Genomic DNA, 21,827 nt, shown 5'->3' on the forward strand with positions numbered 1-21,827 from the left:
GCCTAGCGCTTGATTGAAACTGTCAGCGCGAGCGCGCCGGGCGCCCCGCGCATCGGCAGCGACGCGTCGCGGGTGCATGCGCTCGGCGGCAGCACCGGGCGCCACTTCATCGTCAACGGTACTGCTGCCTGCAAGATGACTGCAGCACCATTGACGCAAGCACCTAGCCCGGCACACGTGGGCTATGCTTTGCGCATGACCTCGGACATCCACCCGGAAGCCGCCATCGCGCCCGGCTATCTGGCCAACCATGCCGCGCGCGTCTTCAATCGTCTGGTCGATGCCCGCCTGCGCGAGCATGGACTGACGCTCGCGCTGATCGGGCCATTACTGCTGTTGTCCTGGAAGGGCCCGATGCTGCAGCGGGACCTGGTGCGCGAGTCTGCGGTGAAGCAGCCGGCGATGGCCGCGTTGCTGGACAAGCTTGAAGCGATGGCGCTGATCGCGCGCGAAGCATCGTCGACCGACAAGCGCGCCGCCACCGTTCGCTTGACCGCGGCAGGGCAAGACGCCGCCGCAACCGGGCGTACCGTCCTGCTCGATGTCAATGCACTCGGCGTCTCGGGATTTTCCGGCAAGGACGCCGGCCTGCTGACGGCGCTTCTCGGCCGGCTCATCGCCAACCTGGAATTCGCTGCCGAATAGCATCACGCATGATATTTATGTATCATGCGTGATGTAACTTCACTGCAGGAGTGGTCGCATGTCCCGCCGGATACTCATTACAGGCGCCAGCGTCGCCGGGACCACCGCTGCGTGGTGGCTCGACGCGTACGGGGTCGAGGTGGAGGTGGTCGAACGCGCACCGGCGTTTCGCGACGGCGGCCAGAACGTCGATGTCCGGGGCAGTGCGCGCGACGTGCTGCGCCGCATGGGACTGGAAGCCCGCGCATTCGAACGCAGCACCAGGGAGCTCGGCACCGACTGGGTGGACGCAGACGATCGCGTCATTGCGCGGTTCAAGGCAGACGCGTCAGACACCGACAGCGGCCCCACCGCCGACCTGGAAATCCGTCGCGGCGACCTTGCGCGCATGTTGTACGAGGCCTCGCGCGAACGCGTGGCCTATCGCTTCGGCGACAGCGTCTGCGGTGTCGCCCAGGACCAGGCCGGTGTCGAGATCACCTTCCACAGTGGGCGATGCGCCCGCTACGACGCGGTCATCGTCGCCGAAGGCGTTGGGTCGCACACCCGCGAGCAGGTGTTTCCCGGCGAGAACGTGCCGCGCTGGATGGACCTGACCCTTGCGTATTTCAGCATCCCCCGGCAATCGCACGACAGTGCCTATGCCAGGCAATACAACACGGTGGGCGGACGCGGCGCAACGCTCAAACCCGCACTCGACGGCAAGCTTGGCGCTTATCTGGGCATACAAAAAAAGCCCGGAGGCGAGAACGCCTGGACGCCGGAGCGGCAACGGCGCTTCATCGAAACCCGGTTCGCCAACGATGGCTGGGAATTTCCACGCATTCTCGCCGCCATGCGCGACGTCGACGATTTCTATTTCGATGTGTTGCGCCAGGTGCATATGCCGCGGTGGTCCACCGGCCGGGTGGTGCTGACGGGCGATGCCGCCTGGTGCCCCACCTCGCTGTCGGGCATCGGCACGACGCTGGCGTTGGTCGGCAGCTACGTGCTGGCAGGCGAACTTGCCCAGGCCGTCTCGCCGATGCACGCGTGCATGCGCTACGAACGGATCATGCGCCCGTTCGTCAAGGAAGGTCAGAACATTCCCAAGCTCGTGCCGCGCCTGCTGTGGCCGCACTCCGCAGCCGGGCTGACGCTATTGCGTGGGGCGATGCGCGTGGCAGGCATGCCGATTGTTCGCCGTCTCGTCACTGACGGCTTCGCACGCGATTCAAACAGGATTGCCTTGCCCGACTATCGTCCGATAGCAACCCTTTAAAGCGGCCGTTGCCGCCGGTCCGTCGCAACCACTGCACGGCAGCGCTCCATCCATCGATATGGCGCCTGGCGGCCGGCTCCCAGGCCCGATGCCAGGCGCAAAGGCGATCATGCCGGTGCATGACCGCCGTTGCATGTCAGCACACGCGGGCCTCCCTGGGAACCACGCGGCGTCTGGTTGCCCCCTAGAACTTCAGGTCCACGCGCGCGTACCAGAAACGCCCGCCGGGAATGTCGTAGGTGGAGGCGTCATAGCCGTTGAGGGAGCACGACAGGCAGATCGGTGGGTCCTTGTCGAACACGTTGTTCAAGCCGGCCGTGAGTTGCAGGCCCTTGAGCCAATCGACGCGATACCCAATCTGTGCATCGTGATAGGTGATTGCATCCAGCTGATTAGTGCCCTCGGCCGGATTGCCACACACCGCAAACTCCACCGCATCGCCGCACTGCTCGGTGAGCTTGGAGATGTGCCGCGCCGTCCACGACGCCGTCCAGTTCCCCAGCGACCAATCCAGCACGGCGTTGCTGGTCCACTCGGGAATCGCGCTGTCGACCACTTCGATGCCCGGCCCCTGCGGCTGGCGCTGGCCCGCTGCGCCAAGCGCCTCGTAGCGGCCCACGAAGGTGTTCTGCCACGACAGCTTGAAGCGGCCGAACGCGGTTTCCGGCAATGTCCAGAACACGTCCACGTCCCAACCGTCGGTCTTGATCGAGCCCAGGTTGGTCAGGCGGTTGTTGAACGCATTGATGCCGCCGGTGGAGGCGCGTGCAATGCCGTTGCAATACAGCGCGTCCAGTGTGTCCACGCACAGATCCAGCTGGGTCTGCGCGTTGATCGCCTGGATCGCACCATCCACATGATGGCGATAGAACGTGGCTTCCAGATCAAGCCGGTCCGACCAGCTGGCGTTGCTGGCAAAGCCGGGGCTGAAGACGAAGCCGGCACTGAAGCTGCGTGAGCGTTCCGGGTCCAGCTGTTCATTGCCGCCGGTGGTCACCGAGATCTGCTGATTGGCCTGCTGGTACCCGCCCGGCACGCCCAGTGCGGCGCAGTTGGCGGCGCTGCCACGCGGTGCGGTGCCGCCCAGGCCGATCGAGCAAGGGTCCGACAGCTGCAGGTCGGCGCGTGCGGCCGAACCGAACAGCTCGCCGATGGTGGGCGCACGGAAACCTTCGGCGTAACTAGTGCGCAACACCAGCTCGTCGGTCACCTGCCAACGCAGGCCGTACTTGGGGGTGAACTCGCCACCGAAGGTGGAGTAATCCGAATAGCGCCCGGCGATGTTCAGATCGAGTTTGTCGCCCAGCGAGGAGTTGGCGAAGATCGGGATGTTGAGTTCGAGATAGGCCTCGTTGACGTCGTAGCTGCCGGAGGTGGGCAACGACGGCACGCCGTTGTAGCGCCCGGCCACGGTCAGCGGATCGGGCTGATACGCGCCTTCGTACTTGCGGTATTCGTAGCCGGTGGCAAACGACACCGCGCCGCCCGGCAACTGGAACAGTTCGCTGCTGAGGTTGGCGGTGAACAGGCTCAATTCGTTCTGGCTGCGGTCGCGTACCACCGGCTGGATCCAGCGCAACATGTCCGGCGTGATGCTGCCGGCGCCGCTGAAGATATCCAGCGGCACGCAGCCGGCCACTGCCGCGCATGCAGCCGGGTCGCCGAGCGCCAGATTGATGTTGAACAGGTTGTAGCTGCCGTAATTGGTCTGCTCGGCCTTGTTCTTGCTGTACATGCCGTTGACGTCCCAGAACCAGGTCCGCGCGGCGCCCTCGAAGGTGCCCACCAGCCCGGTGCCGACGTACTGCGTATCCACCTGCTGCTGGTAGCGCCGCGGCCCGCCTTCCACCGGGCGCCGGCCGATCTGGATCAGATTGGTGGCCGAATCCAGATCGAAGCCGAACGGATTGAACGGATTGAGCGCCGAGATCCGGATGTTGTCGGCCAGCGGATTGCCGGTGCCTGCATCGGGGCCGAGAAAGATCGGCTCCGGTGCGGCCTGGTTGGTCGACTCGCGGCGATTGCCCAACGCCTTGACGTACCACTGCACATCGTCGTTGAAGTAATAGCGGAACTGCGCAAACACGCCCTTGCGCTCGGACGGCGTCAGCAGCAGGTTCTGCTCGGCAAAGTTGTAGCGATCGGCGGTGCCGAAGCAGTGGTAATCATCGCTGCGCGTGCAACCGGCGCTGCCATCGTATTGCGGCGTGCCCACACCGGCATTGGGGGTGAGGTTCTGGCGCACACCGGTGTTCGGGTCGACGAACTGGAAGCGCCCGTCCGGCGTGGCCGAGCTGCCGAAGGTCAGCCCGGTACCGGGGATCGGGAAGCGCGCCTGCGCACGGTCACGCGCATAGATCGGATCCTGCTTGACGTAGCTGGCGCCCAAAAACAGGCTGAAATCCTCGCCACTGGTACCCCAGGCCAGATCCACACCCTGGTTGGCGCCATCGCCCTTGCCGTACTGACCGTAGTTGAGCGTGACCTGCGCGCCATCGAAGGTGCGCCGGGTGATGATGTTGACCACGCCGGCGATCGCGTCGGAGCCGTACAACGACGAGGCGCCGTCTTCGAGCACTTCGATGCGCTCCACGATCGCCAGCGGAATGGTGTTGAGGTCGGTCGACGACCCCACGCCGGACGCCGAGGATTCGTTGACCCAGCGGATGCCATCGACCAGCACCAGCACGCGCTTGGAGCCGAGATGGCGCAGATCCACCTGCGCCGAGCCCGCGCCCACCCCGCCCCCATCGGGCGGAAAACCGAAATTGCCGGACGAATTGAACTTGGCGTTGAGCGCCGAACCGGACGCGGTGAGCTCCTGCAGCACCTCGCCGATCGAGGTCAGGCCGGTGCGCTCGATATCGGCGCGGTTGAGCGTCTGGATCGGCACCTGGCCTTGCAGCTCGGCCGTCTTGATGCGGGTACCGGTGACCTGCACGCTATCGAGCGTGCGCGTGCCGGGTGCGGCCTCGGGCTGTTGCGCCCAGGCGAGTGTGGGAATCAAACACAACGACAACTGCACGGCCAGGCGCGACCGCGACGGGCAAATCAGACGCTTCATCCTTTCTCTCTCCGGAAGGATCTTCAAAGTGTCCGCACGCCCCCGTGCCCTGCGGTCCCGCGCCAAGTTGTAAACGAAACCTTAACGCATCGCAATCTGGCGGTGCAGCACTGCGATGCGTGTCGCGCTCGGGGCCGGCCTGTGCCTGGCGCCAGCGTCTGCACATTTCGCGCGATGGCGATGGCGATCGCCATGACGCCGCGCTGCCGCCACAGCGTGAGGACCATGGTCAGGGCTGCATGGTTCGCCGGCATGATTGTCTCGTGCGTTCACTCAGGTGCTCAGCCCTGCTTCGGTATCATCACGCGATGACTTCTGCCCCCCGTTTCGCCGCTCTCCTCGCCGGCCTGCTGTGCCTTGGCAGCACCGCCTTGCATGCGCAAACCCTCGATCCCCAGCTGACCGCGATGCGCGATGCCATCGCCGCGGCGGAGCGCGGCCAGTCCGATCCCGCCCAGCTCACTGCCTTGAACCGCCATCCGCTGTATGGCTGGCTGGAGTTCGCTACCCTCAAGCGCAGCATCGACACCGTCTCGAACGCGCAGGCGCAGAGCTTTCTGCAGCGCTACGCCGGCCAGCCGGTGGCCGAGAGTTTCCGCAGCACCTGGCTGCCGGCAGTGGCACGGCGTCAGGACTGGACCACGCTGCTGGCCAATTGGAAGAACACCGACAATACGGGCCTGCGCTGCGCACACCTCACTGCGCGGCAAGCCACCGGACGGATGGACGCGCAGTGGAGCCGCGACGCGCTGGGGCTGTGGCGCAACGGCAAGGCCCTGCCCGATGCCTGCGAACCCGTCATTGCCGCCCTGGATGCGCGCGGCGATCTGACCCCGGCGCTGCGCTGGGAGCGCGTGGAAGCCGCCGCCGATGCGCAGCTGCCTGCAGTGATGCGTACCGCGGCGCGCGGCTTGCCGGCAGCTGATCTGGCGCTGGCAACCGATTACGCTGCCTTTCTCGACAAGGTCCACCCGCGTGCACTGGGTTGGCCCAGGACCGAACGCAGCCGCCGCATCGCCGTCGATGGCCTGGCCAAGCTCGCCAAGAGCGACCCCGATGCTGCCGAACAACAGTTGCCGCCGCTGGCCAGCGCGCTGGGTTTCAGCGACGCACAACGCGGCCAGGTGCTGTATCAGATCGCGCTCTGGACAGTCGCCTCCTACCTGCCGGACTCGGCGCGCCGGCTCAATGCGGTGCCCGACGGCGCCTATGACGAACGCCTGCACGAATGGCGCGCGCGCGAGGCGATGGCGCGTGGCGACTGGCCCGCGGCGTTGGCAGCAATCCGCAAGATGCCGGCCAGCCAACGCGCCGACTCGCGCTGGCAGTATTTCGAAGCGCGCCTCACCGAAAAGACCGGCGCGGCCGCCGCTGCCCAGCCGCTGTATCGCGCAGCGGCGCAGTCGCCCACCTTCCACGGCTTCCTGGCGGCCGACCGGGTGCAGCAACCGTATCGGCTATGCCCCTGGGAGCCCAAGGACAGCCCGCAGGCCAAGGCCGCGGTGGCACGCGATCCCGCACTGATGCGCGCGATCGCCCTGTTCCAGATCGACCGTCCCGGCTGGGCGGTGGCCGAATGGAACGATGCCGCCAGCCGCTTCGATGACACCCAGCGCCGTCTGGCCGTGGAAGTGGCCAGCGACAACGGCTGGTTCGACCGCGCGGTGTTTGCACTTGGCAAGCAACCGGACGAGCAGCGGCTGTATTCGCTGCGCTTCCCGCTGCATCACGACGACAGCATTCGTCGCGAAGCTGCCAAGAATGCGATCGACCCGGCCTGGGTGGCCGCGGAGATCCGTGCCGAGAGCATCTTCAATCCGCGCGCACGCTCGCCCGCCAATGCGATGGGCCTGATGCAGGTATTGCCGGGCACCGGCGCGGCGGTGGCCAAGGGGATCGCCCTGCCCGGCTATGCCGGCGCCGCCAGCCTGTACGAGCCGGACACCAATATCGCCATCGGCACCGCCTACCTGCGTCAGTTGCTCAACACCTACGGCCTGCCCTACCTCACCATCGCCGCCTACAATGCCGGCCCCGCCCCGACCGGCCGTTGGCTATCGCAGCGCCCCGGCTTCGAGCCGGACTTCTGGATCGAGACCATCAGCTACAAGGAAACCCGCGACTATGTTGCGCGCGTGCTGGCCTTCAGCGTGATCTACGACTGGCAACTCAACGGCGACATGCTCCCGCTCAGCGATCGCCTGATGGGCAAGCTGGTGGACAAACGCCAGAAGCCGGTCTGCGCGCCGGGCCAGGGCACGAGCAACGCTGCGCAGGACTGAGGACGCGTCGGCCGGCAGACAGGCGATGGGGCTGAATGGCTGCGCTGCGCCAGTGCGCAGCGTGTCGTAGCGAATACCCAGGCTCACAATGACCAACGCCCGCAGTGTTGCGGGCGTTGGGTGTTGCTGTTCGGCGTTGCAGCCATCACAGCGTTGCCTGCACCTGGTTACAGCTTGCCGGCACCGGCCTTGGCCTTGACGTCTGCAGCGACCTTGTTGGCAGACAGCAGGTTGTAGGTGTACGGCGGCTTCCAGCCGATGTTGCTGTTCCATGAGCAGCTCAGCGCCTTGCCATTGAGCAGCGAGCCCTGGTCGCGGTACACGCTGCCCTTGTAGTCGGCAGCGATCTTGTCGCAGCTGCTCACACCGCTGATGTCGAAGGCATTGTTCTCGGAGAAGATCTTCGATTCCTTGCCCACGCCATGTGCGTGCGAGAACGGGTACACCTTATGGCTGGTGCTGCCCACGTGGTAGTTGTTGTACAGATGCACCTGGCCGAAGCGCACCCGCGGCGCACGCGCGGAGATGTTCTCGAACAAGGTGTTGTGGATGGTGACCTTGAGCTTGCCGCTATCGGTGCTGGAAGCGCTGTCGCTGGAACCGATCAAGTCGTTCTTCTCGTGCGACTTGAACGCCGAGTACGAGATGGTCACGAAGTTGGCGCCTTTCTTGACGTCCATCGCGCCGTCGTGGTGCTGCTTGGGGCGGCCGTTGGCGGTGCCGTTCTGGTCGTCGGTGCGGCGACCATCGGTGAAGGTGACATGGTCCACCCACACGTTGGTGGCGCCTTCCACGGTCAGGCCGTCGTACTCGGAATTCCAGTTGCCCTTGTCGCCATCGTCGGCGTCCCACTTCGGCTCCGGATCCCACGGATTTTCGATGGTGAGGTTACGCACGATGACGTCGTTGGCCTTGACGTAGAAATAGCCCTCGCGAATTTCCGCATTGGTGCCGACGCCGATCAAGGTGGTCTTGGTCGGGATGTCCAGGCGCGCACGCGTCTTCATGTCCGAGGTCTTGGTGTAGGGCTTGCCTTCGCTGATGTCGATGACACCCTTGACCTTGATGATGCGCCCGTTGCTGCCGACGCTGGCCTTCAATGCGGCCTTCAATTGTGCTGCGGTGCTGACGGTGTAGATGTTCGCGGCCGCCGCCTTGGAACCGCCCTTGGTACCACCGTTCTGGGTGGCCCAACCAGTGGTGGCAACCTCCAGCGCAGGGTCGGCGGCGAGGGCCGTGGTCGACAACAACGTGGCGCTCAACATGACGCCCACAACGGTACGTCCCACAACAGTCGATGCTTTCGACATGGTGATCAAATCTCTTGAATGAGTGGTGCATGGCACACCGCCATGCGGTGTGCTCCCCGTGCGCTCGCCCAGGCCATCAGGCCAGTCCCCTAGCGAGCCCGTCCGATGCTAATGCGTATGTACATTTTTTAACAGTACATTTCGCACATATTGCACCTGCGTTTTTGGAATGACTCCGCAGCACATGCAGCACGCGTCGTCGCGCACTGCATGTGGCACGTCTTGTCGAAGGTGCGATCGCTTACAGCTTGCCGGCGCCTGCTTTTGCCTTGACGTCGGCGGCGACCTTGTCGGCCGACAACAGGCTGTAGGTGTAGGGCGGGGTCCAGCCGATGTTGCTGTTCCACGAGCAGCTCAGTGCCTTGCCGTTGAGCAGCGAGCCCTGGTCGCGGTACACGCTGCCGCCGTAGTCGGCGGCGATCTTGTCGCAGCTGCTCACGCCACTGATGTCGAACACATTGCGCTCGGAGAAGATCTTCGACTCCTTGCCCACGCCATGTGCGTGCGAGAACGGGTACACCTTATGGCTGGTGCTGCCCACGTGGTAGTTGTTGTACAGATGCACCTGGCCAAAGCGCACCCGCGGCGCACGCGCGGAGATGTTCTCGAACAAGGTGTTGTGGATGGTGACCTTGAGCTTGCCGCTATCGGTGCTGGAAGCGCTGTCGCTGGAACCGATCAAGTCGTTCTTCTCGTGCGACTTGAACGCCGAGTACGAGATGGTCACGAAGTTGGCGCCTTTCTTGACGTCCATTGCGCCATCGTGGTGCTGCTTGGGGCGGCCGTTGGCGGTGCCGTTCTGGTCGTCGGTGCGGCGACCGTCGGTGAAGGTGACATGGTCCACCCACACATTGGTGGCGCCTTCCACGGTCAGGCCGTCGTACTCGGAATTCCAGTTGCCGGCACTGCCATCATCCGGGTCCCACACCGGCTGCGGGTCCCACGGATTTTCGATGGTGATGTTGCGGATGATGACGTCGTTGGCCTTGACGTAGAAATAGCCTTCGCGGATCTCGGCGTTGCTGGTGATGCCGATCAGCGTGGTCTTGGTCGGGATGTCCAGACGTGCGCGGCTCTTCATATCGGCCGTCGTGGTATAGGCCTTGCCTTCGCTGATATCGATGATGCCGCTGATCTTGATGATGCGTCCGTTGCTTCCCACGCTGGCCTTGAGCGCGTTCTTCAATTCCGCAGCAGTCTTGACCGTGTAGATGTTGGCGGCGGCGGCTTTCGAACCGCCCTTGGTGCCACCGTTCTGCGTTGCCCACCCGGTGGTTGCCACTTCCAGCGCAGGATCGGCATAGGCAACGCCGGTGAGCAGCAACGACCCGACAAACAGCGACGCGGCGGCCGCCGTTGACAATTTCGGCTTCATCTTGGATGTCTCCCTCGAATGGGTTCGATGCACCGCGCAGCGGCACATCCCTCGTCTATCGACTACGGAACGTACTTTTCAGGTTTGTAATTTTCAGTTCCGCGCCACCGATACTAGGAGCATCGCAATCGCTTGTATCTAGGCAATGCATCGATATGCACGCGCAGTCACGCAAACGGTTGCGAGACACACGAGAGAGGACAAAACGCTGCAATCAAGACACGCGAGGACAGCGCCAAGGACACTGCAACGCAACATGATGCGTGTCGCAGTGCAGCCGTGCATGGGTCGGATACCGGGTGTCGCTGCGATCACACGCAGGCAGCGTCAACCTGCGTGCAGTGCGCAGTGACGTGTCGCTTGCCACGCGTTCAATCGCTGCGCATGTGGTTGCCGCGATAATGCAACCGGTGATGTCGTGCGCGTTGGAAGTTCGTCGACGCGCTGCATAAGCGACACGTATCCCGACAGACCCACGTGGCGTGCGCGATCCGGCCGAGACATCCTGCGCACGGGTGCTTGACGCAAGGCATGCAAGAGACGCCGTGATCGTAGACGAAGCATCTCACCGCAACTGCTGCTGGCGATGATGCGGTCCATCAGCGCGTTTGGACCGTCTCGCCTGCGACCAAGCGCAGCATCCGTAGCGGCACGCATGCGGCGCAACGGTGCACATATGTTTCACGAGCGCCCAGCGAAATGTCGCGAGCAGCCGTCATGTGGTGCGGGCGGCATATAGGGTCCGGAACCGACAGATAGCTGTCCATCTCGGGCACCGGCCGCGCCCGCCTGGCGGTGCACGTAACCGTCTCGTTCGCTGCTCCAGCCGCCATCGCGAGCCGTGTCCATCGCCAGGATCGTGGTCTTCTCACGCGTACGCTTGCGCCTCTCGCATCGCACCGATGCGCGCCAGATCCGCACTCAAGTCAACGCACAGCGCCCCGCCATGGCAGGACTGCCGCGCTCGCTCAGGAGAAGCCTTCGAAGAACAACTCGATCGCCATCACCAACGCATCCTCGCGGCCGGTGTGGGAGGGGTAGTACCGCGGACGCCGCCCGATCTCGTTGAAGCCTTCGGAGTGATACAGCGCAATCGCCGACGGATTGGATGGACGTACTTCCAGAAATGCGCGCCGCGCGCCGCGGTCGCAGGCGCCCTTGATCAACGCGCGCAACAGCACGCGTCCGTGCCCTTGCGATTGTGCTTCGGGCGCAATGCAGACATTGAGCACATGTGCCTCGTCGGCAGCGACGCTGATGACGCCATAGCCGATGACCTGGCCAGCCTGCTCCATCACCCATCCCGGGTAACCGGCCTGCAGGCAATCGCGAAAGATGCTGCGCGTCCAAGGGAACGGGTAGGCGCGCAGCTCGATCTCCATCACCACGTCCAGATCGCTTTCGCGCATGGCACGCAACGTGGCGGGCAGCGGCGCGTTCATCGCGCTCATGCCGGGTCCTGGCGACGACGCAACGCGCGCAGCTGCGGCCACAGCGCCCGCTTGGCGGCCGGGTTGCCACGCAATTCGGCCAACGGCCAGGACGCCATCAAGGCTTGGGTGCTGGGATCACCGGGGTTGCAACCGGACGCGCGCAACAGCGCCATCTGCAGGCGATCGGGCAGACCGACACGGCTGCGCCGCTGGGGCGCGGTCGTGGCGGTGGTGTTCGGGACGCGCGGCGGCTCGGCCGGCGCAACAGGCGCCGGACGCCGCGGCGATGCGCTGGCAGCCGGCGCGGTTTGCGGTGCGCGTGGCGCACGCACTGGCGCCGACAGCGGCGCGCTGTCGGCCACGTCCACCGGTGCGGGCAACGCATCGGCCGCATCACGGTCCAGATACACGGTGTGCCCCATCGCCTGCAGGCACGACACCTGCAGATCGGACCACACCGGTTCGCTGGCTGCCTGGTTCATGGACGCCGGCTCACGGGAGCTCGGGCACGCGCCGCCAGCGCCGCCACAGCCACATCACCGGGCCGGACAACGCATACAACACGCCGATCACCAGCAGCGAGCGCGCCAGATCGATCACCAGCAACGCGATCACCACCGTGGCGATGGCCAACGCCAGAAACGGCACACGGTCGGCACGCGGGCCGCGTGCGCCACCCTTGAAGCTCCAGAAGCGGATCCGGCTGACCATCAACAGCGCCGAGACCACCGTGACGGCCAGCGCCACATAGCGCAGCTGCTCGCCATCGAAGCCCAGGCTGTCGTCGGCAAAGGCCCACACAAAAGACATCATCAGCCCCGCCGCCGCCGGGCTAGCCAAGCCGATGAACCAGCGCTTGTCCACCACCCCGACCTGGGTGTTGAAGCGCGCCAGCCGCAGCGCCGCGCAGGCCGCATACAGAAAGGCAGCCGACCAGCCAACCCGGCCCATCACGTTGCTGTCGTACTTCAGCGCCGACAGCGACCAGTGGTACATCACCAGCGCCGGGGCCATGCCGAAGCTGACCAGATCGGCCAGCGAGTCGTACTGCACGCCGAACTCGCTGCTGGTGTTGGTCAGGCGCGCCACCCGGCCGTCCAGCCCGTCCATCACCGCAGCCACGAACACCGCCATCGCCGCCTGCACGAACTGGCCATTGGCGGCGGCGATGATGGCGTAGAACCCGGAAAACAGCCCGGCGGTGGTGAACAGGTTCGGCAGCAGGTAAATCGTGCGCGAGCGCGGAGGCGGTCTCATTTCATCCATCCGCCAAGTGTAGGGCCTGAGGTCCGTCCGGCGGTAGCGCGCCCTGCACGCGCGATCACTTGCCAGGGCAGGCGCCGGATGCTGCAATCGCGGCGGGAATCATCCAGGGGAAAGCCACATGCACCTGCCGTCCGGGCTTTGCGCCCTGTTGCTGCTGGTCAGCGCCACCGCCGGCGCTACCGATCTATACAAGTGGAAGGACGCCAAGGGCGTGACCCACTACACCGAAACCCCTCCACCGACCGGCCAGCGCTATGAGGCGCGCCGGATCGATGCGCGCAGCGGCACCGCCGCCATTGCGGCCCCGGAGACCACCGCGCCCGAGTCGGCCGACTGCCTGACCGCCCGCCGCAACCTGGAGCTGCTGAGCGGCAAGGGCGAGGTGAGCATGAGCGCCGGCGCCGACGGCAAGCCCGGCGCGGTGCTGGATGCGGACGCCCGCGCCGCGCAGCGCAATCTTGCCGACGCCGCCGTCAAGGCCTACTGCAAGCCGGCAGCCACCGGCACCCCGGCCACCTGAGCTGGACGGCATCGCCAGCGCACGAGCGGCGCCGTCCCGCCTGCGGGCCGAGGCCCATGCACCGGTCATGCTGCCAATACCGGAAGCATCCATGCGACCGACGTCCTGGCAGCACGACTGCAATACCGGAATGGCCGCAGTGGCCTGACCCATTGCACGATCTCCGGGCTCGCGTGATGACCACCTTGAACCGGCATCGGATGGCTCGCCCACTGCCGATGTCTGCGCACGGCCGCTCCCCTGGCGAGGCACTCGCGAGCGTAGGCCAGGGCGCCCGAGAGCCGCCGGGCAACGGCCCTGCCGGCCGGCGACCACCGGCAAAGCGCGCCCGGCGATGACCGGCAGGGCGCGAGACTGGCAAACTATGGGCTTTCCGCCCAAGCGAAGCCCGATGCGTCTTTCCCAGTTCCACCTGCACACCACCAAGGAAACCCCGGCCGACGCCGAGCTGGTCAGCCACCGTCTGATGCTGCGCGCGGGCATGATCCGCAAGCTGGCCTCCGGGCTGTACACCTGGTCGCCGCTGGGCCTGCGCGTGCTGCGCAAGGTCGAGGCGATCGTGCGCGAGGAAATGAACCGTGCCGGGGCGGTGGAAGTGCTGTTCCCCACCATCCAGCCGCGCGAGCTGTGGGACGCCACCGGCCGTTGGGAAAAGTTCGGCGGGCAGCTGCTCAAGATCAAGGACCGCAAGGAGCAGGAGTTCTGCTACAGCCCCACCGCCGAAGAAGCCGCGGCCGAATTCGCGCGCCAGGAGATCAACAGCTACAAGCAGCTGCCGCTGAACTTCTACCAGATCCAGACCAAGTTCCGTGATGAGATCCGCCCGCGCTTCGGCGTGATGCGTGCGCGCGAGTTCCTGATGAAGGACGCCTACTCCTTCCATCTCACCGACGAGGACATGGCGCGCGAATACGACAACATGCGTGCCGCCTACACCCGCATCTTCACCCGCCTGGGGTTGGAGTTCCGCGCGGTGCAGGCCGATTCGGGCGCCATCGGCGGCGACGCCTCGCAGGAATTCCACGTCATCGCCGCCTCCGGCGAAGACTCGCTGGCGTTCTCCACCGGGTCCGATTACGCGGCCAATGTGGAAACCGCCAGCGCCGCACTGCCTGCCGCGCGCCCCGACGCGAGCGAAGCGATGCAGCAGGTGGCAACGCCCACCCAGAAGACCTGCGAAGACGTCGCACAGCTGCTGGGCATCGCGTTGCAGCGCACGGTCAAGTCGGTGGCGGTGATGACGCAGGCCGGCTTCGTGCTGGTGCTGGTCCGCGGCGACCATGCGGTCAACGAGATCAAGCTGGGCAAGGTGGCTGGCCTGACTGACTACCGCCTGGCCAACGAAACCGAAATCCGCGAGCACCTGGGCTGCGAGCCGGGTTTCCTGGGCCCTGTGAACACTGCGCGCCCGGTCCGCGTGGTCGCCGACCGCGATGTCGCGGCAATGGCCGATTTCGTGGTCGGCGCCAATGTGGTCGGCGCGCATCTGGTCGGCGTCAACTGGGGCCGCGACCTGCCGGAACCGGAGACGGTGGCCGATGTGCGTAACGTGGTCGAAGGCGAGCGCGCCGCCGATGGCGGCGAACTGCGTCTGGCGCGCGGCATCGAGGTCGGCCACGTGTTCCAGCTGGGCAGCCAGTACGCGCAGGCACTGCAGGCCACCGTCATCGACGAAAACGGCAAGGCCGCGGTGATGAAGATGGGCTGCTACGGCATCGGCATTTCGCGCATCGTTGCCGCAGCGATCGAACAGAACCACGACGAGGCCGGCATCATCTGGCCGGCGCCGATGGCGCCGTGGCAGGTGGTGGTGTGCGTGATCAATCCCAAACAGGACCCCAGCGTGGTGGCCGCCGCCCAGGCATTGCTGGACGAATTGATTGCCACCGGCATCGATGCAGCATTGGATGACCGCGGTCTACGTCCGGGTGCCATGTTTGCCGATATGGAACTCTTGGGCATTCCGCATCGGGTGGTGGTCTCGGAACGGGGATTGGCCGCCGGCACATTTGAATATCGCGCCCGCACCGCCGATTCGGCAGAAAACCTGGATAAGGCCGGATTATTCTCCCGCCTGGGCCGTTGATCAAACAACGCACCCCCGCTCCAATTGGATGAACGCAAGGCGCCGAAGTATTTCGGCGCATTTGTCATACCGGTTTTCTGACATTATGATGGCCGCCGCTGCCACGGACCGGCATTCTTTCTCTCTCATTCTTCCGGAGTAGTGATGTCGATCGATCTCACCGGCCTGTCGGCCAAGCAATTGGGCGCCTTGATCAAAAACGCAAAGAAGCAACAGACCGTGGTTGCCAAGCGCGCCCCGATCGCCAAGGTTCGCACTCAGCTGACCCGTGCGGCAAAAGCCCAGGGGTATTCCATCGAAGAATTGTTCGGTAGCGCCGCCAGTGCCGGGCCGGGTCGTCCCGCCGCGGCCGGCAAGCCGGGCCCGCGTGCCGGCCGCAAGCTGGGCAAGGTTCCGCCGAAATACCGCAACCCCGCCAATGCCCAGGAAACCTGGACCGGCCGTGGCAAGCAGCCGCGCTGGCTGGCCGAATTGACCGCTGCCGGCAAGAAAGTGGAAGACTTTCTGATCAGCAAGGTGGGCGGTGCTACGAAAAAGGCAGCGACCAAAAAGACCACGCCGCGCAAGACGGCAACCAAGCGCGCCAGCAAGAAAGCCAAGGCCGCTTAAATCCAGACCAATAAAAACGCCGGCATTGCCGGCGTTTTTATTGGGCGATGATCGGCTTATTCATAGATTCTTGCGCGCCGGAATCAGCAGATTGCCGAACAGCAGGCCGGCCATCAATGCCATCACGATATTGGTCACCGCCAACAATGCCGCTTGTCCGACACTGACATCCTGCTGCTGCACCAGGGTCAAAAATCCTCGCAGGCTGACACTCCCGGGAACCAGCATGATGATGCCCGGCAACCGGATCAGCGCACCGGGTTTTTGAACGACCCGCCCAAACAGATTCCCGGCGGCGGTCAGTGCCATGGCCGAGGCAAATACGCCAGCCGGGCCGCCCCAGGCATGGCCGGCATAACGCGCGATGACATAACCGGACATTGCCGCGGCCATGATCCATAAATAATCGCGCCGATTGGCCTTGAACAACACCGCAAACGCGTACGCGGCCACCAGCAGCGAGGCCCATTCCACCCATCCCGACTGCGGACGCAAGGCGGCCACCCGTGGGTGCAGGCCGACCAGCTGGGTCAGCGTCACCGCGATCACCGCGCCGACCGTGAGTTTGAGCACCGTGGTGACCGCACCGGCCAGGCGCGCAGTCCCGGACACCCAGTGCTGGCTGGCCAGCTCGTTGAATGCGTTGGTCAGCGACATGCCGGGCAGCAACACCACCAGCGAGGCGATGATCACCGTATTGAGGTTCAACGGCCCGACCAGCGAGGCCACCACTGCCGCCACCACGCCGGCCAGCAGCCCGGCCAGCGCTTCGCCGGCCTCCTTGGTCGCCGGCCGCTTGTCGGTGTACTGGGTCAGCAGGCCGATCGACATGCCGATGGCGCCGGCAGTGGCGATGTCCAGCCAGGGCAGCTTCCACAACCCGGCCACGCCGGCGGCGGCCAGCCCGAACGCCAGCACCTGCATGGTCTTGCCGCGCCGATCGACCTCCCGGTCCAACCGGCGCAAGGCGGTGTGCCCCTGGGCAATGCTCATGCGCCCATTGGCCACGCTGTCGGCCACGTAGTCGGCCACGCTGAGCTTGTACAGATCGTTCTCGCCCGGCGCGAGCCGGATCACCCGGGTGATGTCGCTGGAGCCGATCGCCTTGGTCGGGTCGCTGAAGCTCAGGATGATGCCGGTGGGGTTGGACCAGGGTTCGCAGTCCAGACCGAGTTTTTGCGACAGCCCGACCACTGCCGCCTCCAGGCGCTGCGCAGTGGTGCCATAGGAATGCAGGCGCCCGGCGATTTCCGATACGAAGGCGACGCGCTGGGCGTAGGTGGCGCTGGCGGACGGTAAGACGACGGTGGCAGCGGACATGCGTGGCGGGTCGGGCCGGAGAAACGCCGTGTGGCGAGGCCGCCAGTGTATGCCGCAGCGCGCGTGGCCGGCGCCCCGATTGCCGGGGGCAAGGCGATCGCCGCCGCCGCGTCCCCATCTTTCGCTCACGCCGGCCCTGTATGCTGGTGCCACGGACAGGCCACCCATGATCAAACCGCAACCTCCCCGCATCGAACAAGACTCGCAGGATCAGGCACAGATCCGCCTCGCCGGCAGTTGGGTCCTGGCGACCGCCCTGCCCCAGGCAGAACTGTTGCAGACCGTGCCCGATGGGGTGCGCCGCATCGACGCGCGCGGCATCGGGCAACTGGATTCGGCCGGCGTGCTGCAGTTGCTGCGCTTTGCCGGCCGCATGGGGCTCAAGGAAGACGCCATCGATTTCCGCGACGAGCACCAGGCACTGGTGTGCACCATCGAGGAACTCAACGACGAACGCCCCAAGCCCAAGCGCGATTACGGCTTCGTCGCCGCGCTGGACCGTCTGGGCCGCACCACCCATGGCGTCGGCCAGGGCATCCTGGAATTGAACAGTTTTCTCGGCGAGAACCTGGTCAAGATCATGCGGCTGATCCATGAGCCGCGCCGCTTCCGCCTGACCTCCACCGTGCACCACATGGAGCAGGTCGGTCTGGACGCGGTGCCGCTGGTGGTGCTGCTGTCCTACCTGGTCGGCGCGGTGATCGCGTTCCTGGGCTCGACCATCCTGCGCGACTTCGGCGCAGAGATTTACGTGGTGGAACTGGTGTCCATCGCCTTCCTGCGCGAGTTCGCGGTGCTGCTGACCGCCATCGTGCTGGCCGGACGCACCGCCAGCGCCTTCACCGCGCAGATCGGTGCGATGAAATCGCGCGAGGAAGTCGATGCCATCCGCACCCTCGGCCTGGACCCGATCGACCTGCTGGTGATCCCACGCCTGCTGGCGCTGATCTTCACCCTGCCGCTGCTGACCTTCATCGCGATGATCGCCGGCCTGGCCGGTGGCGTCACGGTGGGCGCGTTCGACCTGGACATCCCGCCGCAGATGTATCTGGCGCGCATGCACGAGACCATCCAGTTGCGGCACTTCCTGGTCGGCCTGTCGAAGGCGCCGCTGTTCGCGCTGGTGATCGGCCTGATCGGCTGCCTGGAAGGGCTCAAGGTCAGCGGCACCGCGCAGTCGGTGGGCGAACGCACCACCTCCTCGGTGGTGCAGACGATTTCCTTGGTCATCATCCTCGACGCGATTGCGGCGTTGTGGTTCATGAAGATGGGGTGGTGATGGAGCCGGGATTGGACATTCGGGATCTGGGATTCGTGCGGAGCAGGCGCAAAGCGCTTGCACTGGTATCCGGGAGAAAAGTGTTTTGATCAATCCCGAATCCCCACTCCCCAATCCCGCCCCAGAGGCCGACGACGAGCAGCTGGCGATTTCAGTGCGCGGGCTCACCAACCGCTTCGGCAGCCAGACCGTGCACGAGGAACTGGATCTGGACGTGCGTCGCGGCGAGATCCTGGGCGTGGTCGGCGGCTCGGGCACCGGCAAGTCGGTGCTGATGCGCAGCATCCTGGGCCTGCGCGAGCCGGATGCCGGCAGCATCCACGTGCTGGGGGCGGATGCGCGTTCGGGCAGCTTCGCCGACCGGCAGCTGATCACCCGCAACACCGGCGTGCTGTTCCAGGACGGCGCGCTGTTCTCTTCCATGACCGTGGGCGAGAACGTGCAGGTGCCGCTGAAGGAACATCACGGCGAGTTCCCGGAGCGCTGGTATTTCGAGCTGGCGCTGCTGAAGATCAAGTTGGCCGGCCTGCCGGCCGATGCGTTGGACAAGCTGCCCTCGCAATTGTCCGGCGGCATGCGCAAGCGCGCGGGCCTGGCGCGTGCGCTGGCACTGGACCCGCCGCTGCTGTTTCTGGACGAACCCACTGCCGGGCTGGATCCGATCGGCGCGGCCGCCTTCGACCGCCTGATCCGTACCCTGCAGCAGGCCCTGGGCCTGACGGTGTTCCTGATCACCCACGACCTGGATACGCTGTACGCCATCTGCGACCGCATCGCCGTGCTGGCCGATCGCAAGGTGATCGCCAACGCGCCATTGGCCGAGGTCGAACAACTCGACCACCCCTGGATCCAGGAATACTTCCACGGTCCGCGCGCCCGCGCCGCACGCGCGGCCAAGACCGACTCCACCGAGACCGCCTGAGCATGGAAACCAAAGCCAATTACGTCCTGATCGGCGCCTTCACCATTGTGGCTGGCCTGGCCCTGCTGCTGTTCGGGCTGTGGGCCGCCAAGTACTCCTCCGACCGCACCTGGCAGCAATACCGGGTGGTGTTCCGCGAGGCGGTCACCGGCCTGTCGGTCGGCAGCCCGGTGCAGTACAACGGCATCGCGGTGGGCTCGATCACCGAATTGACGCTGGCGCCGAACGATCCGCGCCAAGTGGTCGCCCACGTGCGGGTGAATTCCACCACGCCGATCAAGAGCGACACCCGCGCCAAGCTGGCCATCACCAGCCTGACCGGTCCGTCGATCATCCAGCTCTCCGGCGGCACGCCCGAGGCGCCGTCGCTGACCACCATCGACAAGAGCGATGCGCCGATCATCCAGACCACGCCGTCGGCACTGCAGAACATCACCGACACCGCCAACCGCATCGTCGAACGCATGGACGAGATGCTCTCGGACAAGAACGTGGCGAGCATTTCGGCCACGCTGCAGAACCTGGAAAAGATCAGCGGCGGCATCGCCGATCGCGACGAAGGCATGCAGGCGCTGATCGTCAGCGCGCGCGATGCCGCACGCAACCTGGATACCACCCTGACCACCACCAACGGCACCATCAAGCGACTGGATCAGAACCTGGTGCAGCAGCTGCCGGGCATCCTGAGCAAGCTCGATGCAACGCTGGTCAAGCTGGATTCGGCCGCCGGCAATGCCGACAACATCCTTGGCGAGAACCGCGCGGCCATCAACAGTTTTGCCAACGACGGGCTGGGCCAGCTCGGCCCCACGCTGACCGAATTGCGCGGCCTGATCCGCGACCTGCGCCGGGTCAGCGACAAACTGGACAACAACCCTGCGCGCTACCTGCTCGGCCGCGACGCACCCAAGGAGTTCGAACCGAAATGACTGCCATGCGCGTGTTGCGTCCCCTGCTGTGCATCTCGTTGCTGGCGCTGGGCGGCTGCTCGGTCCTGACCGGCGGCGACCAGAAGCCGGCCACGATCTACGCGCCCACCGTGCGCGTGACGCCGAATCCGTCCTGGCCGCAGGTCACCTGGCAGCTGGCCATCAATAAGCCCAGCGCTGCGCGCGTGATCGACAGCCCGCGCATCAACGTGCGCCCGACGCCGGGCGAATTGCAGATCTACCACGGCGCCGGCTGGGCGCAACCGGCCACCGACATGCTGGAAGACAGCGTCGTGCGCGGGTTCGAGGACTCCGGCAAGATCGCGGCGGTCGCGCGCATCGGCACCGGCATCCGCTCGGACTACAAACTGGCGATCGACCTGCGCCGCTTCGAGTCCGATTACGCCGGCCAGCCGGTGCCGTCGGCCACCATCGAGCTCAACGCCAAGCTGCTGCACTCCTCGGATCAGCGCGTGGTCGCCTCGCGGACCTTCCTGGTCGCCCGCCCTTCCAGCGGCACCGATGTGGCAGCGGTTGCCGCGGCGTTCGAGCAGGCGCTGACCCAGGTCACCACCGACCTGGTGGGCTGGACGCTCACCACCGGGCAACAGGACAGTGCGGCGCTGCCACGCACACCGTAAGCCGGCACGCCGATCTGCAGCCCCGGACGCATCTCACCCGGCATCAGATCCAGCACCCTGCACGCGACGGGATCCACCCGCCTCCCTTCTCCCGCAAGTGGGAGAAGGTGGCGCGCAGCGTCGGATGAGGGCACGCAATGCCCCATGCCTGATCTCACGCCTGCCGCGAACCACCGTCATCCTGCCGCAGCCGATGCAATCTGCCGAAAAGTCAGATTGATCCGCTCCCCCACCGGACGCGCCGTGCGTGGCAGGGCGTGCTTGTAGCAGCGCTGGGTGTCGCCACCCATCAGCAGCAAATCGCCGTGCCCCAGTTCCAGCGTCTGCTTCAAGGCCGCATCGTCGCGATGTTTGAACGCAAAGCGTCGCGTTGCGCCCAGGCTCACCGAGGCAATCAACGGCTGGGCGCCCAACTCCGGTTCGTCGTCGCTGTGCCAGCCCATCGCATCATTGCCACTGCGATACCGATTGACCAGCACGCTATTGAACGGGCGGCCGGTGTCTTCCTGCAGACGAGCACGTAACGGCTGCAATGCGTCCAGCCACGGCTGCGGCGAAAACTGCGTGCCCGAATAACGATAGCTTGCCTCCGGATCGCCGATCCAGCTGCTCAGACGCGGCGAATCCACCACCCGCCCGAACATGCGGATGCGGTGCACCTCCCACTGCACCTGTGTCAGCAATGTCTGCAGCAACGCATCGGCCGCCGCCGCCTGCAACCAGCCGCGCCACCACTGCACCTGCGCGCCCGGCAATGGGACCGGAATCTTCATCCCCGAACGCTAGCACGCAGGCCCCTGGCGGCGCTGTCCACGGCGGATGAATCGCAGCGATTTGCCGCCATCACATGCAATCCCGGAAAATGCGCACCAGCCATCGAGCCAA

The 21,827-nt window shown here is 65.5% G+C and carries 18 protein-coding genes; 10 read left to right on the top strand and 8 right to left on the bottom strand.

The genetic code is table 11. The features are described 5' to 3' along the window. Nucleotides 1-195: 195 nt before the first annotated feature. Together RZV17_RS16620 and RZV17_RS16625 are read left to right on the top strand one after the other, a co-directional pair. Nucleotides 196-645, top strand: a complete 450-nt coding sequence (locus RZV17_RS16620; RefSeq protein WP_166749540.1) for a MarR family winged helix-turn-helix transcriptional regulator — start codon at nt 196-198, stop codon at nt 643-645. Nucleotides 646-703: 58 nt separating this feature from the next. Next, the gene (locus tag RZV17_RS16625) at nt 704-1,906 is read left to right on the top strand and encodes an FAD-dependent monooxygenase (RefSeq protein ID WP_355605101.1); all 1,203 of its coding nucleotides are present in this window, start codon (nt 704-706) and stop codon (nt 1,904-1,906) included. Between the two features lie 184 nt (nt 1,907-2,090). Here RZV17_RS16625 and RZV17_RS16630 read toward each other — a convergent pair whose 3' ends face one another. Then, entirely contained in the window at nt 2,091-4,970 is a 2,880-nt protein-coding gene (locus RZV17_RS16630; RefSeq protein ID WP_355605104.1) for a TonB-dependent receptor, read from the bottom strand. 308 nt (nt 4,971-5,278) lie between these two features. Here RZV17_RS16630 and RZV17_RS16635 point away from each other — a divergent pair, with 308 nt between their 5' ends. Beyond that, nucleotides 5,279-7,252 (top strand): transglycosylase SLT domain-containing protein, encoded by a 1,974-nt coding sequence (locus tag RZV17_RS16635; RefSeq protein ID WP_355605107.1) that lies wholly within the window; start codon nt 5,279-5,281, stop codon nt 7,250-7,252. A gap of 167 nt (nt 7,253-7,419) precedes the next feature. Here the strand turns inward: RZV17_RS16635 and RZV17_RS16640 are convergent, their stop codons facing one another. From RZV17_RS16640 to pssA, 5 genes are all read right to left on the bottom strand, one after another. Then, nucleotides 7,420-8,517 carry a polysaccharide lyase family 1 protein gene (locus RZV17_RS16640; RefSeq protein ID WP_243851679.1) on the bottom strand — a complete coding sequence of 366 codons (1,098 nt, stop codon included), beginning with the start codon at nt 8,515-8,517 and terminating at the stop codon, nt 7,420-7,422. A 286-nt stretch (nt 8,518-8,803) separates the two neighbouring features. Next, nucleotides 8,804-9,937 (bottom strand): polysaccharide lyase family 1 protein, encoded by a 1,134-nt coding sequence (locus RZV17_RS16645; RefSeq protein WP_039412517.1) that lies wholly within the window; start codon nt 9,935-9,937, stop codon nt 8,804-8,806. 968 nt (nt 9,938-10,905) lie between these two features. Continuing rightward, entirely contained in the window at nt 10,906-11,388 is a 483-nt protein-coding gene (gene rimI, locus RZV17_RS16650; RefSeq protein ID WP_047694999.1) for a ribosomal protein S18-alanine N-acetyltransferase, read from the bottom strand. Beyond that, nucleotides 11,385-11,852 carry an alanine acetyltransferase gene (locus tag RZV17_RS16655; RefSeq protein WP_184389611.1) on the bottom strand — a complete coding sequence of 156 codons (468 nt, stop codon included), beginning with the start codon at nt 11,850-11,852 and terminating at the stop codon, nt 11,385-11,387. Before RZV17_RS16655 ends, rimI begins: the two co-directional genes overlap by 4 nt. A 10-nt stretch (nt 11,853-11,862) precedes the next feature. Beyond that, nucleotides 11,863-12,636, bottom strand: a complete 774-nt coding sequence (gene pssA / locus RZV17_RS16660; protein WP_039412527.1) for a CDP-diacylglycerol--serine O-phosphatidyltransferase — start codon at nt 12,634-12,636, stop codon at nt 11,863-11,865. 118 nt (nt 12,637-12,754) lie between these two features. Here pssA and RZV17_RS16665 point away from each other — a divergent pair, with 118 nt between their 5' ends. From RZV17_RS16665 to RZV17_RS16675, 3 genes are all read left to right on the top strand, one after another. Further along, nucleotides 12,755-13,156, top strand: a complete 402-nt coding sequence (locus RZV17_RS16665) for a DUF4124 domain-containing protein (protein WP_047695001.1) — start codon at nt 12,755-12,757, stop codon at nt 13,154-13,156. A 391-nt stretch (nt 13,157-13,547) separates the two neighbouring features. Beyond that, complete coding sequence (locus RZV17_RS16670; protein WP_355605112.1) at nt 13,548-15,242, top strand: proline--tRNA ligase; 1,695 nt, start codon at nt 13,548-13,550, stop codon at nt 15,240-15,242. 144 nt (nt 15,243-15,386) lie between these two features. Next, entirely contained in the window at nt 15,387-15,851 is a 465-nt protein-coding gene (locus RZV17_RS16675) for an H-NS family nucleoid-associated regulatory protein (RefSeq protein WP_166744262.1), read from the top strand. Between the two features lie 60 nt (nt 15,852-15,911). On the opposite strand, the gene RZV17_RS16680 is transcribed toward RZV17_RS16675, so the two are convergent. Continuing rightward, complete coding sequence (locus tag RZV17_RS16680) at nt 15,912-17,171, bottom strand: threonine/serine exporter ThrE family protein (protein ID WP_039566260.1); 1,260 nt, start codon at nt 17,169-17,171, stop codon at nt 15,912-15,914. Nucleotides 17,172-17,220: 49 nt separating this feature from the next. Between RZV17_RS16680 and RZV17_RS16685 the strand changes: the two genes are divergently transcribed. The 4 genes from RZV17_RS16685 to RZV17_RS16700 all read left to right on the top strand — a co-directional run bounded on the left by RZV17_RS16685 (nt 17,221) and on the right by RZV17_RS16700 (nt 20,942). Continuing rightward, nucleotides 17,221-18,450: an ABC transporter permease gene (locus tag RZV17_RS16685; protein ID WP_355605116.1), complete on the top strand. Its 1,230-nt coding sequence runs from the start codon at nt 17,221-17,223 to the stop codon at nt 18,448-18,450. 85 nt (nt 18,451-18,535) lie between these two features. Further along, complete coding sequence (locus RZV17_RS16690; RefSeq protein WP_166744261.1) at nt 18,536-19,372, top strand: ABC transporter ATP-binding protein; 837 nt, start codon at nt 18,536-18,538, stop codon at nt 19,370-19,372. A gap of 2 nt (nt 19,373-19,374) precedes the next feature. Next, nucleotides 19,375-20,301: an MlaD family protein gene (locus tag RZV17_RS16695; protein WP_039412542.1), complete on the top strand. Its 927-nt coding sequence runs from the start codon at nt 19,375-19,377 to the stop codon at nt 20,299-20,301. Further along, nucleotides 20,298-20,942 carry an ABC-type transport auxiliary lipoprotein family protein gene (locus RZV17_RS16700; protein WP_184367716.1) on the top strand — a complete coding sequence of 215 codons (645 nt, stop codon included), beginning with the start codon at nt 20,298-20,300 and terminating at the stop codon, nt 20,940-20,942. Before RZV17_RS16695 ends, RZV17_RS16700 begins: the two co-directional genes overlap by 4 nt. Nucleotides 20,943-21,118: 176 nt before the next feature. Here the strand turns inward: RZV17_RS16700 and RZV17_RS16705 are convergent, their stop codons facing one another. Then, a complete protein-coding gene (locus RZV17_RS16705; protein ID WP_166744259.1) occupies nt 21,119-21,715 on the bottom strand; it encodes an alpha-ketoglutarate-dependent dioxygenase AlkB in 597 nt (198 codons plus the stop codon). Nucleotides 21,716-21,827 lie beyond the last annotated feature (112 nt).

The organism is Xanthomonas cannabis (assembly GCF_040616535.1).
Lineage (GTDB): Bacteria > Pseudomonadota > Gammaproteobacteria > Xanthomonadales > Xanthomonadaceae > Xanthomonas > Xanthomonas cannabis.

Bases quoted from the DNA above. Each gene is read 5' to 3' on its own strand.
- RZV17_RS16620 (WP_166749540.1), top strand. From the start codon at position 196: ATGACCTCGGACATCCACCCGGAAGCCGCCATCGCGCCCGGCTATCTG.
- RZV17_RS16625 (WP_355605101.1), top strand. From the start codon at position 704: ATGTCCCGCCGGATACTCATTACAGGCGCCAGCGTCGCCGGGACCACC.
- RZV17_RS16630 (WP_355605104.1), bottom strand. From the start codon at position 4,970: ATGAAGCGTCTGATTTGCCCGTCGCGGTCGCGCCTGGCCGTGCAGTTG.
- RZV17_RS16635 (WP_355605107.1), top strand. From the start codon at position 5,279: ATGACTTCTGCCCCCCGTTTCGCCGCTCTCCTCGCCGGCCTGCTGTGC.
- RZV17_RS16640 (WP_243851679.1), bottom strand. From the start codon at position 8,517: ATGTTGAGCGCCACGTTGTTGTCGACCACGGCCCTCGCCGCCGACCCT.
- RZV17_RS16645 (WP_039412517.1), bottom strand. From the start codon at position 9,937: ATGAAGCCGAAATTGTCAACGGCGGCCGCCGCGTCGCTGTTTGTCGGG.
- rimI (WP_047694999.1), bottom strand. From the start codon at position 11,388: ATGAGCGCGATGAACGCGCCGCTGCCCGCCACGTTGCGTGCCATGCGC.
- RZV17_RS16655 (WP_184389611.1), bottom strand. From the start codon at position 11,852: ATGAACCAGGCAGCCAGCGAACCGGTGTGGTCCGATCTGCAGGTGTCG.
- pssA (WP_039412527.1), bottom strand. From the start codon at position 12,636: ATGGATGAAATGAGACCGCCTCCGCGCTCGCGCACGATTTACCTGCTG.
- RZV17_RS16665 (WP_047695001.1), top strand. From the start codon at position 12,755: ATGCACCTGCCGTCCGGGCTTTGCGCCCTGTTGCTGCTGGTCAGCGCC.
- RZV17_RS16670 (WP_355605112.1), top strand. From the start codon at position 13,548: ATGCGTCTTTCCCAGTTCCACCTGCACACCACCAAGGAAACCCCGGCC.
- RZV17_RS16675 (WP_166744262.1), top strand. From the start codon at position 15,387: ATGTCGATCGATCTCACCGGCCTGTCGGCCAAGCAATTGGGCGCCTTG.
- RZV17_RS16680 (WP_039566260.1), bottom strand. From the start codon at position 17,171: ATGTCCGCTGCCACCGTCGTCTTACCGTCCGCCAGCGCCACCTACGCC.
- RZV17_RS16685 (WP_355605116.1), top strand. From the start codon at position 17,221: ATGCCGCAGCGCGCGTGGCCGGCGCCCCGATTGCCGGGGGCAAGGCGA.
- RZV17_RS16695 (WP_039412542.1), top strand. From the start codon at position 19,375: ATGGAAACCAAAGCCAATTACGTCCTGATCGGCGCCTTCACCATTGTG.
- RZV17_RS16700 (WP_184367716.1), top strand. From the start codon at position 20,298: ATGACTGCCATGCGCGTGTTGCGTCCCCTGCTGTGCATCTCGTTGCTG.
- RZV17_RS16705 (WP_166744259.1), bottom strand. From the start codon at position 21,715: ATGAAGATTCCGGTCCCATTGCCGGGCGCGCAGGTGCAGTGGTGGCGC.